The organism is Vitreoscilla filiformis (assembly GCF_002222655.1).
Taxonomy (GTDB): domain Bacteria; phylum Pseudomonadota; class Gammaproteobacteria; order Burkholderiales; family Burkholderiaceae_C; genus Ideonella; species Ideonella filiformis.
On the sequence record NZ_CP022423.1, the window covers coordinates 1,767,279 to 1,782,318 of the forward strand.

At 66.5% G+C, this 15,040-nt stretch carries 11 protein-coding genes and 1 riboswitch; of the genes, 6 read left to right on the forward strand and 5 right to left on the reverse strand.

What is annotated here, in order from left to right; all coding sequences use genetic code 11:
* Positions 1-20 precede the first annotated feature (20 nt).
* Complete coding sequence (glyA, locus tag VITFI_RS08415) at positions 21-1,271, reverse strand: serine hydroxymethyltransferase (protein ID WP_089416567.1); 1,251 nt, start codon at positions 1,269-1,271, stop codon at positions 21-23.
* Between the two features lie 61 nt (positions 1,272-1,332).
* A riboswitch (ZMP/ZTP riboswitch) is annotated at positions 1,333-1,466 on the reverse strand.
* Positions 1,465-2,160: a lytic transglycosylase domain-containing protein gene (locus tag VITFI_RS08420; protein WP_198301371.1), complete on the reverse strand. Its 696-nt coding sequence runs from the start codon at positions 2,158-2,160 to the stop codon at positions 1,465-1,467. (Overlaps the previous riboswitch by 2 nt.)
* 388 nt (positions 2,161-2,548) lie before the next feature.
* On the opposite strand from VITFI_RS08420, the gene VITFI_RS08425 reads away from it, so the two are divergent.
* The 5 genes from VITFI_RS08425 to VITFI_RS18660 all read left to right on the forward strand — a co-directional run bounded on the left by VITFI_RS08425 (position 2,549) and on the right by VITFI_RS18660 (position 11,724).
* Positions 2,549-4,102, forward strand: coding sequence for a UbiD family decarboxylase (locus VITFI_RS08425; protein WP_089416569.1), 1,554 nt, complete (start codon positions 2,549-2,551; stop codon positions 4,100-4,102).
* A 242-nt stretch (positions 4,103-4,344) separates the two neighbouring features.
* The gene (locus VITFI_RS08430; RefSeq protein ID WP_198301372.1) at positions 4,345-8,583 is read left to right on the forward strand and encodes a DUF748 domain-containing protein; all 4,239 of its coding nucleotides are present in this window, start codon (positions 4,345-4,347) and stop codon (positions 8,581-8,583) included.
* 20 nt (positions 8,584-8,603) lie between these two features.
* Positions 8,604-9,161: a peptide-methionine (S)-S-oxide reductase MsrA gene (gene msrA / locus VITFI_RS08435; protein ID WP_089418048.1), complete on the forward strand. Its 558-nt coding sequence runs from the start codon at positions 8,604-8,606 to the stop codon at positions 9,159-9,161.
* Positions 9,158-9,532 carry a hypothetical protein gene (locus VITFI_RS08440; protein WP_089416571.1) on the forward strand — a complete coding sequence of 125 codons (375 nt, stop codon included), beginning with the start codon at positions 9,158-9,160 and terminating at the stop codon, positions 9,530-9,532. The genes msrA and VITFI_RS08440 overlap by 4 nt, the downstream gene beginning before the upstream one ends.
* A gap of 101 nt (positions 9,533-9,633) precedes the next feature.
* A complete protein-coding gene (locus tag VITFI_RS18660) occupies positions 9,634-11,724 on the forward strand; it encodes a TonB-dependent receptor (protein ID WP_198301373.1) in 2,091 nt (696 codons plus the stop codon).
* A 4-nt stretch (positions 11,725-11,728) separates the two neighbouring features.
* Here the strand turns inward: VITFI_RS18660 and pdxH are convergent, their stop codons facing one another.
* Complete coding sequence (gene pdxH / locus VITFI_RS08450) at positions 11,729-12,379, reverse strand: pyridoxamine 5'-phosphate oxidase (protein ID WP_089416572.1); 651 nt, start codon at positions 12,377-12,379, stop codon at positions 11,729-11,731.
* Between the two features lie 108 nt (positions 12,380-12,487).
* On the opposite strand from pdxH, the gene VITFI_RS08455 reads away from it, so the two are divergent.
* Positions 12,488-13,279, forward strand: coding sequence for an OmpA family protein (locus VITFI_RS08455; RefSeq protein WP_089416573.1), 792 nt, complete (start codon positions 12,488-12,490; stop codon positions 13,277-13,279).
* On the opposite strand, the gene mobA is transcribed toward VITFI_RS08455, so the two are convergent.
* A complete protein-coding gene (mobA, locus tag VITFI_RS08460) occupies positions 13,248-13,907 on the reverse strand; it encodes a molybdenum cofactor guanylyltransferase MobA (RefSeq protein ID WP_089416574.1) in 660 nt (219 codons plus the stop codon). The two genes, VITFI_RS08455 and mobA, sit on opposite strands and share 32 nt — an antisense overlap.
* Entirely contained in the window at positions 13,904-14,995 is a 1,092-nt protein-coding gene (gene apbC, locus VITFI_RS08465) for an iron-sulfur cluster carrier protein ApbC (protein ID WP_089416575.1), read from the reverse strand. The genes mobA and apbC overlap by 4 nt, the downstream gene beginning before the upstream one ends.
* Positions 14,996-15,040 lie beyond the last annotated feature (45 nt).

Genomic DNA, 15,040 nt, shown 5'->3' on the forward strand with positions numbered 1-15,040 from the left:
GCGGGGCGATCAATCCGCGATCAGCGGTAGACCGGGAAACGCGCCGTCAGGGCCGCCACTTGCTCGCGCACGCGGGCGATGTTGGCTTCGTCGTGCGGGTTGTCCAGCACATCGGCGATCAGGTTGGCGGTCAGGCGGGCTTCTTCTTCCTTGAAACCCCGCGTGGTCATGGCCGGCGTGCCCAGACGGATGCCGCTGGTCACCATCGGCTTTTGCGGGTCGTTCGGGATGCCGTTCTTGTTGCAGGTCATGTGCGCGGCGCCCAGGATGGCCTCGGCTTCCTTGCCCGTCAGGTTCTTCGGACGCAGATCCACCAGCATGACGTGGCTCTCGGTGCGGCCCGAAACGATGCGCAGACCGCGCTCGATCAAGGTTTCAGCCAGCACCTTGGCGTTCTTCGCCACTTGTTCTTGGTAAGCCTTGAACTCGGGCGTCAGGGCTTCCTTGAACGCCACAGCTTTGCCAGCAATGACGTGCATCAGCGGGCCGCCTTGGATGCCGGGGAAGATGGCCGAGTTGATCTTCTTGGCCACGGCCTCATCGTTCATGAGGATGATGCCGCCACGCGGGCCGCGCAGGCTCTTGTGGGTGGTGGAGGTCACCACATCGGCGTGAGGCACGGGGTTCGGGTAGACGCCAGCGGCAATCAGACCGGCATAGTGGGCCATGTCCACCATGAAGTAGGCGCCGATTTCCTTGGCGATTTTGGCGAAGCGCTCGAAATCAATGCGCAGGGCAAAGGCCGATGCGCCAGCGATGATCAGCTTGGGCTTGTGCTCACGCGCCAAGGCTTCCATCTGCTCGTAGTTGATGTCTTCAGCCGCGTCCAGGCCGTAGCTGACGACCTTGAACCACTTGCCCGACATGTTCAGCGGCATGCCGTGCGTCAGGTGGCCGCCTTCGGCCAGGCTCAGGCCCATGATGGTGTCGCCCGGTTGCAGCAGGCCGAAGAACACGGCCTGGTTGGCTTGCGAACCGGAGTTGGGCTGCACGTTGGCGAAGTTGGCGCCGAACAGTTGCTTCACGCGGTCGATGGCGAGTTGTTCCACCACGTCCACGTTTTCGCAGCCGCCGTAGTAACGCTTGGCCGGGTAGCCTTCGGCGTACTTGTTGGTGAGCTGGCTGCCTTGGGCGGCCATCACGGCGGGCGAGGTGTAGTTTTCGCTGGCGATCAGCTCGATGTGTTCTTCTTGGCGCAGGTTTTCGGCCTGAACGGCGGCGAAGATTTCGGGGTCGACGTTGGCAAGGGTCGATTGGGAGCGGTCGAACATGGAGAAGCTTCCTTCAGGTCGGGGCGTTGAATTCCGGCGCGCCGACGCCAGCAGCGTCAGCGGCGGTTGCCCAGGCGAACGGCTTTGGCGATGGCGATCAGGCCATCTCGCGCTCCCCGGTGGTGATCCACCTCGTGGTGCCAGCCGCCGTGTGCGGGCCGGCCTGACACCCTATCGCCAGTTGCGCGAACCGTTAGTGTAACGTCAGCGCGCTCGACTCGGCACGCAGCAAGGCCACTTGCGCCGGGCTGGCGTGAGCCACCGGGGACGCCTCAGGCTGGGGCGGCGGGGCCATCACCGGTTGATTCGAGACGGAGGTGGGCACCTTTTGCCCCGAGGCGACGCGTGTCAAAAACTGTTGTTCATTGAGCACGCGAGCGGCGTAGCCGTCATCACTGTCCAGATTGGTGGCGCCGACGTAGTATTTCAGCCCCTCCTCCAAACTACCCCCGGCTTTGGCGATGCACTCGGAGAGCACTTGCACGCCCACACGCAGGTTGGTTACAGGGTCGAAGGCGGTGAGCTTGCCGCCGAAAGCTTGGTATTTGTCGTCGTGGATGCGGGTCATGACCTGCATCAGCCCTTGCGCCCCGACCGAGCTTTGCGCGAACGGGTTGAAACTCGATTCGATGGCCAGATCGAACGCAGCTTGCGCATTGGCGGCCATCATCTCTAATACGGATGAGGCGGCTGGGGGGGCCGCTTTCAGCTCGGCTGTGGCAACAACGACGGCAGAAGGGGGACGGTTGTCCAATTCCTCCACCAACCGTTCGGCCTCACGTTCTTGAAGCCAGCCGTAGAGCTGTTCTTCCAGTTCGTGGCGCCAGTCGGCGTGGTTGAGGACGAACAGTGAACCGGCCACCACGCCCAGCCCTACCAGGGCGAGCATGCTGTGGCTCACGTACCAAAGCCCCCGGGCGATGTCACGCCAAAAGGCGGTTGATACGCGGCGGGTTGTGGCTGCCAGATGCGGCCACCATGACATGTTTCCCATGTCCAGCTCCTTTTCCTGACCACCTGACTGGCCTCTCGGCCAGTGTCCCTGCGAGCGGTGGGCCCGGGGAGGCGGTGGTGATAATCGGCTGCCATCGCTGTGTCACACGGCGCATTGGGCGCGCCGCCATGGCAGTTCAAAGGTTTGGGCTCCCTGTCACGAGCACTTGCGCCAGATCAAGGCGAGTGCGGGTTGACCCTTATCGTTCTTGTGTGGCGAGATTGTAGGAAGGCTGGAAATAACCAGTCAACAATAAAAACCTCTGTCTTTATGACTTTCTGATATGAAATACCGTGATTTGCGCGACTTCATCGCCGGTTTGGAGCGCCAAGGCGAGCTGCGCCGCGTCGCGCAGCCGGTGTCGCCACACTTGGAGATGACCGCCTTGGCGGACAAGGTGTTGCGTGCTGCCGGCCCGGCGCTGCTGTTTGAAAACACCACAGTCACCGGGGGCGTGCCGGTGTTGGCCAACCTGTTTGGCACGCCGCGCCGGGTGGCCCTGGGCATGGGCGCGCAGGATGTGCGCGATCTGCGGGATGTCGGTCGTTTGCTGGCGGCGCTCAAAGAGCCGGATCCACCCAAATCACTACGAGAAGTCGGTAAATTGTGGGACATGGCCAAGGCCGTCTGGGACATGAAACCCCAGCGCGTGCGCTCGGCGCCGTGTCAAGAAGTGGTGGTGGACGGCCCCGATGTGGATTTGGGCCGCTGGCCGATTCAGCACTGCTGGCCGGGGGATGCGGCGCCGCTCATCACCTGGGGGCTGGTGATCACACGCGGGCCGCGTGGCGCGGCGCAGCCTCGGTTGCGGCAGAACTTGGGCATTTATCGCCAGCAGGTCATTGGCCGTCGCCAAGTCATCATGCGGTGGTTGGCTCACCGGGGCGGAGCGTTGGATTTTCGCGACTTTGGGCGCATCAACCCCGGCCAGCCCTTCCCGATGGCGGTGGCCTTGGGGGCCGATCCGGCCACAACGCTGGGGGCCGTCACGCCGGTGCCGGACACGCTGTCTGAATACCAATTCGCTGGTCTGCTGCGTGGCGGGCACACCGAGTTGGCCGATTGCAGCGTCGGCGAGGGCGATCTGAAGTTGCAGGTGCCGGCCCGCGCCGAGCTGATTTTGGAGGGCCACATTCCCCCTGCGCCAGCCGGTTACAGCGGGGTGAGTGAACACGGTGTGCCGCTCAAAGAGAAAAACGGCTACCTGCACGCGCTCGAAGGACCCTACGGGGATCACACGGGTTACTACAACGAGCAGGATTGGTTCCCGGTGTTCGAAATCCAGCGCCTGACCCATCGGCGCGATGCGATTTACCACAGCACCTACACCGGCAAACCGCCCGACGAACCCGCCGTGCTGGGCGTGGCGCTCAACGAAGTGTTCGTGCCGATCCTGCAAAAGCAGTTTCCCGAGATCGCGGATTTCTACCTGCCGCCTGAAGGATGCAGTTACCGCCTGGCGGTCATCAGCATCAAAAAGAGCTACCCCGGCCACGCCAAGCGGTTGATGTTTGGGTTGTGGAGCTTTTTGCGCCAGTTCATGTATACCAAGTTCATCATCATCACCGATGATGATGTGAACATCCGCGATTGGAAGGAAGTGGTCTGGGCCCTGACGACCCGCATGGATCCTGTGCGCGATGTGACGCTGGTGGAAAACACACCCATTGACTACCTCGACTTCGCCTCCCCCATCAGCGGCCTGGGCGGCAAGATGGGGCTGGATGCCACCAACAAATGGCCGGGCGAAACCTCACGCGAATGGGGCCGCCCCATCGCCATGACGCCCGAGGTGGACGCACGCATGCAAACCTTGTTTGAACAGATCATGCGCTGAAGCCTTGCCAGACGGCGCGGCGCGGGTTACGCTGGGGCCGTCTCACAGCGAGGCACTTTGAACGGAACGCCTTCGCGGTGTTCCTCCAAGGCTCGGACGCTCCTCTCCGAGTGCTTGCCGGGCGAAATGTCGCCCACGAACCCCTCCCGTCCCCGTGGCGTCCGAGGGGTTTCGTCGTTATGGGCCTTGCCCCACAATCGGGTTCGACTTTCTTCGACTCCGGCGTGCCTGCCCCACCTCCCATGACCGAGCCCACTTCCCCGACGTCCGATACCGCTCCGCCTCCTCCAGCGTCCTCTGCTGACGCTGCACCGGCGGCATCGCCACCGCGTCGCCCCTGGCCGCGAGCGGCGCGGGTGGCGGCTTACACGGTCGGCGGCGTGGCGGGGTTGGGCGTGGCCGTGTGGGCGGCGGTGCCGTTGATCGTGCCTCGGGTGGTGGCGGGGACGGTGTCGGAGATGCTGGGGCGCCCGGTGTCGCTGGCGCGGGTGAGTTTTCAGCCGTGGTCGCTGTCCCTGGAGCTGGGCGGCTTGAAGCTGGCTGGGCGCACCCCCGATGCACCGCCGCAGTTCGAGCTGGAGCAGTTGAGCGCCAATCTGGCGTGGAGCACGCTGTGGCGGGGCGGGGCGGTGGTCGAATCGGTGACGGTCAAGGGGCCGCGCATCCGCTTGGCCCGCACGGGGGAGGGGCGGTATGACATCGATGACCTCATCGCCCGCGTTCAAGCGCTGATTCCGCCGCCCGATCCGAACGCCAAGCCGGCCAAGTTTGCGGTTCACAACGTCACACTGGAAGGCGGGGAGTTCCTGTTTGACGATCAGCCCAAGCAGCGCCAACACCGCATCAGCGATTTGCGCGTGGGGGTGCCGTTTGTGGCCAACCTGTCGGCGCAGGACATCGCCACCGTCGTCCAACCCCACCTGGCGTTGACGCTGGACGGCACCCCGCTGGCGCTGGATGCCAAAACCACGCCCTTCGCAGCCGACAAAGCCAGCGAGCTTCAATTGAAGTTAGGCGCTTTCGATTTGGCCGCCTTGCAACCCTACGTGCCGGCCAGCGTGCCATTGAAGTTGAAGCAAGGCACGTTGGCACTCGACCTGGGGCTGCGTTTTGCCGCGCCGCTGCAACAGGCGCCGCAGGTGGGGGTGTCCGGCACCATCGAGCTGGCGCAGTTGGCTGTGACCGACCGGCAAGACGCCGACCTGGCCCGCCTGGGCTTGCTGCGCGTGCAGATGGCCGATGTGCAGCCGCTGAACCGCCAAATCGGCTTGGAAGCCGTGCTCCTCGACGATGTGCTGGTGGACGTGCAACGCGCTGGCGACGGCTCGCTCAACTGGCTGCGGGCGTTGCAAACGGCACCCGCACCCGCAGCGGCTGGACGTGCGCCCGCTGCATCGGCTGCATCGGCGGCGTCGGTACCGGCTTCGGCGCCGGTCGAACCGGCCACAGCGCCGCCTGCGGCACCCTGGGCGGTGACGTTGCAGCGCCTGGACATGCACCACATCGCCACCCGCTGGCGCGACCAAACGCTCCAGCCGGCGCCGGACATGACGTTGGATCTTCAGCGCCTCGAAGCCCGGGAATTGCGCTGGCCATTGGCCAAGGGGCAGGCTCCCGCCACGCTACAAGCCACGCTGCAACTGCTGAAGGCGCCGCCACCCCCAACGGCTGCGTCTGCCGCCCCGGCTGCGCACCAAGGGCAAATCGATCTCCAAGCCCAAGTCGATCAGGCAGGGGGCTCGGCCCAAGTGGAGGCCCAGGGCTGGACGCCCACGCCAGTGGCGGCCTACCTGTCTCAGTGGTTGGTGCCGCGTGTGGAAGGCACCCTCGGCCTGTCGGCGCAGGCGAGTTGGCAGGGGATGCCGGGGGCGCAACCGCCGGCTGTCAAGCTGAATCACCTGCGGCTGGCCGATGTGAAGGTGCAAGACCCACAAGCCCCCCGCGCCACCGGTTGGACGGGCTGGAAGCTGTTCGAGGTGGCGGGCGTGGAGGTGGATCTGGCGGCGCAACAGGTGGCGGTGCAGCGCATCGCGCTGGAGCAGCCGCAGGCGTGGGCCTTGCGGGACGCGCAAGGGCGCCTGAATGTGCAACGCTGGGTGCGCACGCCGCCAGCGGCCCAGCAGCCAGCGAGTCCGCCGGCAGCGAAGCCCGCTGCCGCGCCGGCCCAACCGTGGCGCGTGGCATTGAACGAATTCAAGATCGATGGGGCACAGCTCCATTGGCGCGACGAGGCGACGCCCAGCGGCACCCCGGTGGCGCTGGATGTAGCGCCGTTCAACCTGAACGTCGGTTCGGTGGCGTGGCCGGCCCAGGCCGGTCGGCCCATGCGGGTGAGTGGCCACCTCAAACTCTCCCCGCCTGGCACCGAGCCGGCGCGCATGAGCGAGCTGAACTGGCGTGGCCAACTCGATTTGGCGCCGTTGGCTTGGCAAGGGGAGATCGACCTTCAGCGTTTTTCGGTGCCCATCGTGCTGCCGTACGTGGGCGAGAAGCTGCCGGTGCAACTGGTGCGTGCCGAGGCGGGCCTGAAAGCCAAAACCCAAGTGAGTTTGCCGCCTTCGGGGCCGCAGGTTGTGCTGGATGGCGTGGTGCGCTTGAACGATGTGTTGGTGCGCGGCGCCGCCGCTGCGGGCCGCCCAGCCGAAGATTGGTTGGCTTGGCGGGCGTTCGAAGTGGCGGGGGTGACTTTGGATGGCGCCGCGCACCGTGTCGCGGTGCAGCGCGTCACCCTGGCGCAGCCGGAGGTGTGGGCCTCGCGGGATGCGCAAGGCCAGATCAACTTGATGCGCGCCGTGCCACCCGCTGCGGCGTCGCAGCCCGCGCCGGCGGCTTCGGGGCCGGTGTGGCGTGTGCAACTGGATCAATTCGCCCTCGAAGGGGCGCGCTTGCATTGGCGTGATGCCGCTGCGCCCGGTGGCGCGGTGGCGCTGGATGTGGCGCCGCTGGATTTGAACGTCGCGCAGGTGGCGTGGCCAGCAGCCCAGGGAACACCGATTCGTGTGCAGGGCCAGTTGCGAATCGCCCCGCCCGGTACGGCCAGCGACAGCGCCGGCCACCTCACCTGGCAAGGGCAACTCGGCCTGGCCCCCGTGGCTTGGCAAGGCGGTTTGACGTTGCAGCGCCTGCCCGTTCACGCGCTGGCGCCATACGCTGGCAAGGCGTTGCCGGTGGAAATCGTGCGGGCCGAAGCGGGGCTGAACCTGCAAACCCAGGTGAGTCTGCCGCCGGAGGGGCTGCGAGCGCAGGCGTCAGGGGAGGTGCATCTGAGCCGGGGTTGGCTGCGAGCGCCAGCCGTGGGTCAGGATGAGGCCCACGATCTGCTGTCTTGGGAGGACATCGGTTTGACGGGGTTGCTGGTGGCCTTGCAACCCAACCAAAAGCCCACGGTGCAGTTGGCCAACGGGCGGTTGGCGGACGTTCACCTGCGGGTGCGTCGCAACGCCGAGGGCCAGCTCAATTTGCAAGCTTTGGCGGGTGCGGGGGCGGCCAGCGAACCGGCTTCGGCGGCGGCGCCGGCGCCAGCGGCGTCCGCATCGGGTGAGCTGCCGGTGAACTTGGAGGTCAAACAAATCGAACTCGCCGGCTGGCGGGTCGATTGGCGCGACCAAGCCGTGCGTCCGGGCGTGCAGATCGCGGCCTTGAGCGAGTTCGGTGGCCGCGTGGGGCGCTTTGGCACGGCGGTGGCCGAGCCCGCCGCACTGCAATTCCAAGGCCGTGTGCTGGAAAGCGGGTTGTTGGGCGTGACGGGTCATGTGCGCCCCTTGGCACAGCCGCTGGCGGGGGATGCACAAGTCACGCTGAATGATTTGGAGCTGTCGCCGTTGACGCCGTACAGCGTGCGCTACATCGGCCAGCCCATCGAGCGCGGCAAGTTGGGGCTGGATTTGAACAACACCCTCGCGTCCACCGGTCAGCTCACGGGGCAGAACCGGGTGCGGGTGGATCAGCTCACCTTGGGGCGTCACAACGGCGACCCCGAAGCCGCCAACCTGCCCACCGGCCTGGCGCTGGCGCTGCTCAAGGATCGGCATGGGGCCATCGATGTCAGCGTGCCGCTCAGTGGATCGCTGCACAACCCGTCGTTCAGTGTCATGGGGGTGCTGGGGCAGTGGTTCGGTGGTTTGATGGCCAAGGTGGTGAGTGCGCCCTTCAGTTTGTTGTCCGGGGGGCGTGAAGAAGCGCTGGATCGGGTGACCTTTGAGGCCGGGCAAGCGCGCCTCTCACCCGCCGCCGCCGGGGTGGTGCAGCAAGCGGCGCAAGCCTTGGCGCAGCGCCCGGCGGTCAAGGTGTTGGTCACGGGGGCGGCGGATCTGAAAGAAGGCGCTGGCGGCTCCGAGGCCCGTGCCCGCCAGTTGGCGCTGGAGCGGGCCGTGTCGGTGCGTGACGCGCTGGCCGCCCAAGGCGTGGCCCGCGAGCGGGTTTTTGTGGCCCCGCCCGACGTCAACGCCCAACCCGGTGTGCAATTGACGTTGCAACCTTGAACGAAACCCCGGAGATCGACATGACCCACGCATCCATCACCCTGGCCGGCGGCTGTTTCTGGTGCCTGGAAGCGGTGTATGAGCAGGTGCGGGGCGTCGTGTCGGTGGAATCGGGCTACGCCAACGGCACGCTGGCACAGCCCAGCTACGAGGCCGTCTGCACCGGTCGAACGGGGCACGCTGAGGTGGTGCGGGTGGTGTTCGATCCGGCACAGGTGAGCTTGGCCGATTTGCTGCGCGTGTTCTTCGTCATCCACGATCCGACCACGCTGAATCGCCAAGGCAACGACGTGGGCACACAGTACCGCTCCGGCATTTACTGGCACGACGAGGCAACGCAACGCCCGGTGATCGACACCGTGCTGGCCGAAGTGCGCCACGCCCTGACCGCCCAAGGCGCTCCCGACTTGGTGACCGAAGCCGAACCGCTGCGTGCTTACTGGCCCGCTGAGCCTGAACACCAGCACTATTTCGCCCGGCATCCGCATCAGGGCTATTGCGCCTGGGTGGTGGCCCCGAAGGTGGACAAGTTCCGGCAGGTGTTCGCGTCGCTGGTGCGCCCGGACGCCGCCGGATGACCGTTCAACCACCGACACTGTTGCGTTGGGGACGAGCGCTGCGCAGCGCATGGGCGGCGCTGGCGCTGGGTTGGCTTCTGACCCAAGGGCTGGGCGTTTGGCACCGCAGCCTGCACGGGGAAGGGCGCCTGTTGGCGCAAGAGGTGGCGGCGCTTTCGGGCGCCCACGGTTCCGTGCTCGGCCACGAGGCGGGCGACGCGGTGTGCGCGTTGCTCGACCATTTGTTGCTTGGGGCATCGTTGCCCGGTGTCCAGGTGCCGCCCTCTGCGCCGGACGCCTGGGCTTTTTGGCTCCCCGTCAGCGGGGACATCGGTGCAGGTCAGCGCCTCAGCCTGGCCTATCACGCTCGCGCTCCGCCGCATCGGGGCTGAACAAGCGGCCTGTGGGCCGCGAGAAATCCACCTTTTGAATGATGCATCGCCTGCCCATCTGCACAGATCGGCGGGCGATCGGTGCTTTGCGAGTGTTTGACATGATGCGTGAATTTCAATGCCGCCCCGTGGTGCGGGCCTGCATGGTGAGTTTGGGTTGGGCGCTGCCCGCTGTGACAGCTTGGGCTGCCGACGCACCCACCCCTGTCGAAAGTGAATTGCCAGCGGTGGTGATCACCGGCAACCCGCTGCGCAGCCAGAACCTGGCCCAGCCGGCGCAGGTGTTGACTGGCAACGGCCTGTTGCTGCGCCGCGCCGCCACTTTGGGCGAAACGCTGGACGGCCTGCCGGGCGTGACCGCGTCGTGGTTCGGGCCGAACAGCAACCGGCCTGCGATCCGGGGTTTGGACGGCGACCGCGTGCGGGTGCTGGACAACGCGGGCGCCTCGGTCGATGCCTCGAACCTGAGTTTTGATCACGCGGTGGCCCTCGATCCGCTGGTGGTGGAGCGGGTGGAGGTGCTACGCGGCCCGGCTTCGTTGCTGTATGGCGGCAACGCCACGGGCGGCGTGGTGAACACGCTGGACAACCGCATTCCGAGTGACACCCTGGCCGGTTTGAGCGGACGCGCCGAACTGCGCGCCGGTGGCGCTGCGCGGGAAAAGGCGGGATCGTTGGTGTTAGAAGGTGGCTCAGGGGAAACCTCGGGCAGCTTCAACTGGCATGTGGACGCATTCGGGCGTGAGACCGACGATTTGCGCGTGCCCCGTTTCACCCCGGTGGCCGATGGCGTGTCGGCGGAACCGACCACGCGGGTGCGCAACTCAGCGGCGCAGGCCCAGGGCGGGGCGCTGGGGGTGTCGTGGACGGACGAACACGGTTACCTCGGGGCCGCGCTCGACAGCTACCGCAACGACTACGGCGTGACCGTCGAACCCGATGTGTTGATCCGCATGGAGCGCGAGCGCCTCACCCTGGCCGGGGAGCGGCGTTTGGGCGGCGGGGGCTTTTTCACCCAAATCAACGGGCGGGCGAGCCACACGCGCTATCAACATCAGGAGGTGGAAGGCACGGGCGAGGTGGGCACCACCTTCCGCAGCAGTGGCCAAGAACTGCGCCTCGAAGCCCAACACGCCGAGCGTGCCGGCTGGCGGGGCGTGTGGGGTGTGCAAGCCGAGCGGCTGGATTTTGAGGCGCTGGGCACCGAGGCGTTCGTGCCGGGCACCCTCACACGCAACCTGGGCCTGTTCGCGTTGGAGCAAACCCGCTGGGGGGACGCCGACATCAGCCTGGGTCTGCGGGCCGAGCGGGTGAGCGTGCGCTCCGAGGGGGACGCGCCCAGTGCGGAAGAAGCTCGCTTTGGCAGCGCCGACGAGCGCCGTTTCACCCCGGTGAGTGCGTCCCTGGGGGGCGTGTGGCCCTTGGGCGGGGCGTGGTCGGGCAGTGCGACGCTGGGGCTGACGCAGCGTGCCCCCGCCTACTATGAGCTGTACGCCAACGGTTTGCACGTCGCCACTGGTGCTTACGAGCGCGGCAATGCCGAGCTGGCGGTGGAGCGTGGCCGGCATGTCGATGTGGGGGTGCAGTGGCAGCAGGCTGGCGGGCTGTTCAAGGCCAATGCCTATGTGATGCGTTTTGCCAACTACATCGCGCTGGAGGCTTCGGGGCGGGACATCGCCGTGGAGGATGAAGCCTCTGGCGGCACCACCAAGGTGCCGGAGTACGTGTTCCATGCCGTGCCCGCGCAACTGTGGGGGCTGGAGCTGGAAGGGCGCCAACGCTTTGACGCCCTGGGCTGGCGCTGGGAGGCCAGCAGCACTTTCGACCTGAGCCGGGGTGAGAACCGCCGCACCGGCGAGGCCCTGCCGCGTTTGGCGCCGTGGCGCCTGGGGGTGAGCTTGTCGGCACAGCGTGACGGCTGGCGCGGGTCGCTGGGCGTGCGCCACGCGGGGCGTCAAACCCAAGTGCCCAGCGGTGACGTGGCCACGCCCAGCTACACCCTCTGGAACGCCTCGGTGGCGTTGGATCAGCGTTGGACGTGGGGCCAACAAGCCCTCGACGCCACTTGGTTCCTCAAGCTCGACAACCTGAGCAACACCCTGGCCTACAACGCCACCGCTTTGCGCACGGCGCGTGAGCTGTCGCCCCTGCCGGGTCGGGCGGCCACGGTGGGGCTGCGGGTGACGTTCTGAGGCGTCAGGGCGCGAGGCGCTCGCGCTGCCATTGGCCGGCGGTGTCCAGACGGTAACGCAGCCGGTCATGCAGGCGAGACTTGCGCCCTTGCCAGAACTCCCAGGTGTCGGGGATGAGTCGATAGCCGCCCCAATGCGGCGGGCGCGGCGGGTTCAGGCCATGCTGCGCCGCTGCCTTGGCCGCATTGACCACCAGCACCGCCCGCGAACCGATGGGCTGGCTTTGCGGCGAGGCCCACGCGCCCAGGCGCGAGTCCAGCGGGCGCGAGTGGTAATAGGCGTCGGATTCGGCGTCGCTCACCTTCTCGACCGTGCCTTCCACACGCACCACACGCTCCAACTCGACCCAGTGGAATTGCAGCGCCGCTACCGGGTGTTGCGCCAGCTCCTGGCCTTTGCGGCTGGCGTAGTTGGTGTACCAGACCAGACCACGTGCGTCCCACCCCTTGATGAGCACGATGCGGGTGGAAGGCCGCCCATCGGCGCCGACCGTGGCCAGCGTCATGGCGTTGGGCTCGGGAATGTGCGCGGCGATGGCCTCGTTCATCCACTGCTCAAACTGTTGCAGCGGGGCGCTGAGGGCTTGGTGTTCGTCGAGTTCGGCCAACTCGTAGCTTTTGCGCAGGTTGGCGATGTCTTGGGCGAGGTGCTTCATGGTGCAGGGCAGTGTAGTGGCCCCTCCTTTCCCTTGCCTGTGGGATGGCCTGGGTTGTCGCGCCTTGGCGCAACACTGGGGCTGTGCGAGGGACTTATCATCCCTGCCATGGTCTTTTTCCGTCCCTTGTTGAATCGGACTGCCTGGATCGGGGTGGTCGCGGCACTGGCGCTGGGCGCTTGTGCCGAACCGCCACGCCAGCCGACGGAAACGCCATCGGCAGCGTCTCCTCGCTATGACGGGCATGATGGTTACGAGGAGTCCATCTCTCCTCCCACCACCCGCTACGACCTTCAAACGCAGCGGCGTGCCATCCAACAGCCCGCTCAGGCGATGGCCAGCGATGCGTGCGTCGGGCTGGATGCGGCTGTGCTCAAGCTGCGCGCTGCCGAGCAACGGCACACACCGCGTGGTCACCGCTCGCTGGCACAAGATCGCACCGAAGTGTTGGCCCGAGCCCTGGCACAGACGCTGACGGGGCAGGCGCAAGCCAATCAGATGCTGTTGGTGGATCAGGCGGACGGCTCGGTGTCCTTGCGCATCCCAGGGCCTGTGCTGTTGACAGGCCCCCGCCAAATCAGCCGGCAGTTTCTGGACATTGCCCAGCGCATCGCCCAAGCTGTGGGGCGTTACTGCCAGGTCACAGCGCATGTGGTGGGACACACCGAACGGGGCATGAACGAGGCTTACAACCGCAGCTTGTCCACGGCCCGCGCCCTGCGTGTGGCGCAGTTGATTTCCGAAGCATTGGCCCGCCAAGGCGTGCGCGATCGGCGTTTGAGCTACGAGGGCATGGGCTCGCGCCAGCCCGTGGCCAGCAATGCCACCTCGCAGGGGCAGGTGCTGAACAACCGGGTCGAGATTGTCATCAAGCTGGTGGCCCCGGCGGTGCGGCGCTGAGGCCTGCCGACAGCCCGGCCAGCTCGTCCAGCGTATTGGCGTTGACAAACGCGCCGGCGTCTTCAAAGGCCACGCGCACGCCGGTTTGTTGTGCCAGCCAGTGCCCGACCCGACGCTCCCCGCTGGCCACAAACGCCGCCAAACGCGGCGCCAAAGTGCGGCGCAGCAAACAAAACACCGGCTGGGCGCGCAGGCGCGGTGGGCCACCGGCCTCGTCGTTTTCCCAGGTGGCGGCCCATGCCACGTCCGAGCCGCTGCGCCAGACCGCTTCGGCCAGGCGGGCCACGCCATCGAGCGGGAAGCGCGGGGTGTCGCATGGCACCGTCATCAGCCAGGGCGTGGGGCAGCGTTCCAGCCCGGCCAGCCAGCCCGCCAGGGGGCCGGGGAAGTCGGGCAGCGTGTCCGGCAAAACGGGCACCCCCAGCGCAGCATAGTCCGCCAGATGGCGGTTGGCGCTGATGAGCACCCCGCCCACCTGCGGTGCCAGCCGGCGCAGGGCGTGGTACACCAGGGGTTCGCCGTCCAGCCGTTGCAGGCCCTTGTCCACCCCACCCATGCGGCGGCCTTGACCGCCAGCCAAAATCAACCCGGTGATCTCCCCCCGGGCGATGCCGGCGCCGAGGTTCACGAGTTTTTCGAGATGCTGATGGTGGGGAACTTGGCCGAGAAGTCCTTGGCGCGCTGTGCCACCTTCACTGCCACTTGGCGGGCCAGCGATTTGTAGATCGCCGCGATCTCGCCTTCGGGTTCAGCCACCACGGTCGGGCAGCCGGCGTCGGCCTGCTGGCGGATCGACAGGTTGAGCGGCAGGGCGCCGAGGAAATCCACCCCGTACTGCTGCGCCATGGCCTTGCCACCGTCGGCACCAAAAATGTGCTCGGTGTGGCCACAGTTCGGGCAGCAGTAGACCGCCATGTTTTCCACGATGCCGAGGATGGGCACCCCCACCTTTTCGAACATCTTGAGGCCCTTCTTCGCGTCCAGCAGGGCGATGTCTTGCGGCGTGGTGACGATGACGGCGCCGGTGATGGGCACGCGCTGGCTCAGGCTGAGTTGGATGTCGCCGGTGCCGGGCGGCATGTCCACGATCAGGTAATCGAGGTCTTTCCAGTTGGTTTGGCGCAGCAGTTGGTCCAGCGCTTGCGAGGCCATGGGGCCGCGCCAGATCATGGCGTCGTCCGGATTCACCAAAAAGCCGATGGAGTTGACCTGCACGCCGTGGCCTTCGAGCGGTTCCATGCTCTTGCCGTCCAGGCTTTCGGGCGTGCCGCTGACACCCATCATCATGGGCTGGCTGGGGCCGTAGATGTCCGCATCCAAAATGCCCACCCGCGCCCCTTCGGCGGCCAGCGCCAAGGCGAGGTTCACCGTGGTGGTGCTTTTGCCCACACCGCCCTTGCCCGACGCCACGGCGATGATATTTTTCACCCCCGGCAACAACGCGACGCCGCGCTGCACTTGGTGAGCAACGATCTTCACGCTCAAGTTGACGCTGACGTTGCCCACACCCGCCACCGTGCGCGCAGCGGCGATCAGGGCTTGGCGCAGCGCCGGGATTTGGCTTTGTGCCGGGTAGCCCAGTTCCACGTCGAAGGAAACGTCGCTGCCATCGATGCGCAGGTTTTTGAGCTGGCGGGTGGAGACGAAATCCTTGCCGGTGTTGGGGTCGAGGACGGTTTGCAAAGCGGCTAACAAAGCCGTGTCAGGGCAAGACATGGGATGATTGTTTTCAAGAAGGGCAACGGTGGGGCAGTCTAGCGC